Below are 1,147 nucleotides of genomic sequence, written 5' to 3'. Positions count from 1 at the left end.
GGGTAGCAACTGTCTTATCAGGTGCAGACCAACGCGGCCTCGGCGTCCCGCTTGCGGGCGTTGAGGATGACCAGCATCTTGCGCATGACCGCTACCAGCGCCACCTTGCTCGCCTTGCCTTTGGCTTTAAGGGTCGCGTAAAAGTCACGTAGCCTGGGCTCGTAACGGATGGCCGTTAGCGCCGCCATGTAGAGCGCTTCGCGCACTACGGCCCGGCCACCGGTGATGCTGCGCTTGCCCTGCCAGGTACCGCTCTCGCGGTTCATGGGGGCCAGGCCGACCAGCGAAGTAATGGCCTTGCTCCCCAGTGTTCCCAGCTCCGGCAGTTCGCAGGCCAAGGTGCTGACCAGGATCGGCCCAGCGCCTTTGAGCGTTCCGATGTTCTTCCAGCCAGGCTGCGCGGCGAGCTGCTCGGCAATGGCCTTGTCCAGCTGTTTAAGATCTTCGGACAGCTGGGCAAGATGGCGCTGCTTGATCGTGATCAGGACTGGATCGGTCAGCTGCCGCAAGCGCTGCATCTCGCTGACGCGCATCTGCACCAGATGACGACGGCACTGCGCAAATTCGGCCAAACGCCGCTGCCAAGGCGCCGGTGGCACGTAGCGGGTGAGCGGCAGGAGTTGGGCCATCTGCGCCAGCACGGCTGCGTCGAGTCGATCGGTTTTGGCAGCACGTCCCGTGGCTTGGGCGAAGCGGCGGGCCCGAGCAGGATTGATGCGGACCATCGGAAGCCCAGCCTCGTGCAAAGCCTCCAGTGCGGCACGCTCGTACCCGCCGCTGGCTTCCAGAACGACCTGCGTGATAGGCCATTGTTTCAGCCATTGAATCAGCCGTACAAAACCACGCTTGTCGTTGCTGAATTGGCGAAACGCCTGTTCATGGACGGCCACATCCAGCGTGGCCTGACTTACATCGATCCCGATCCCATACATGGCAGAACTCCGCTAGGCTGACAGGGTCGAGAGCTCCCCCCGCTTGCCCAGTCTTATCAGTCCGAGCGCCAACTCGATCAACTGTTCGGGCGGATCAGGGAGAAACCGGCGTGGGGACCCAAGCTACCCAGCGGTCGCAAGACCTAGAGCCACACGGTCGCCCACGCCGGGCTCTCGGCACCTAAAGTGCCAGATCGGCAAGAGATAAGAGCCAC

The 1,147-nt window shown here is 62.8% G+C and carries 1 protein-coding gene; it reads right to left on the bottom strand.

The annotated features are described in order from the left end of the window. Nucleotides 1-17 precede the first annotated feature (17 nt). Nucleotides 18-932: an IS110 family transposase gene (locus AB9O74_RS18665; RefSeq protein WP_176991071.1), complete on the bottom strand. Its 915-nt coding sequence runs from the start codon at nt 930-932 to the stop codon at nt 18-20. Nucleotides 933-1,147 lie beyond the last annotated feature (215 nt).

Origin of the sequence: Stenotrophomonas sp. JAG2, from assembly GCF_041080745.1 — a bacterium.
Lineage (GTDB): Bacteria > Pseudomonadota > Gammaproteobacteria > Xanthomonadales > Xanthomonadaceae > Stenotrophomonas > Stenotrophomonas maltophilia_AA.
The sequence above is the reverse complement of the archived record's forward strand: the minus strand, read 5'-3'. Positions and strand labels throughout refer to the sequence as shown.

Excerpts from the sequence above, each read along its gene's own strand:
- AB9O74_RS18665 (WP_176991071.1), bottom strand. The coding sequence starts at position 932 with ATGTATGGGATCGGGATCGATGTAAGTCAGGCCACGCTGGATGTGGCC.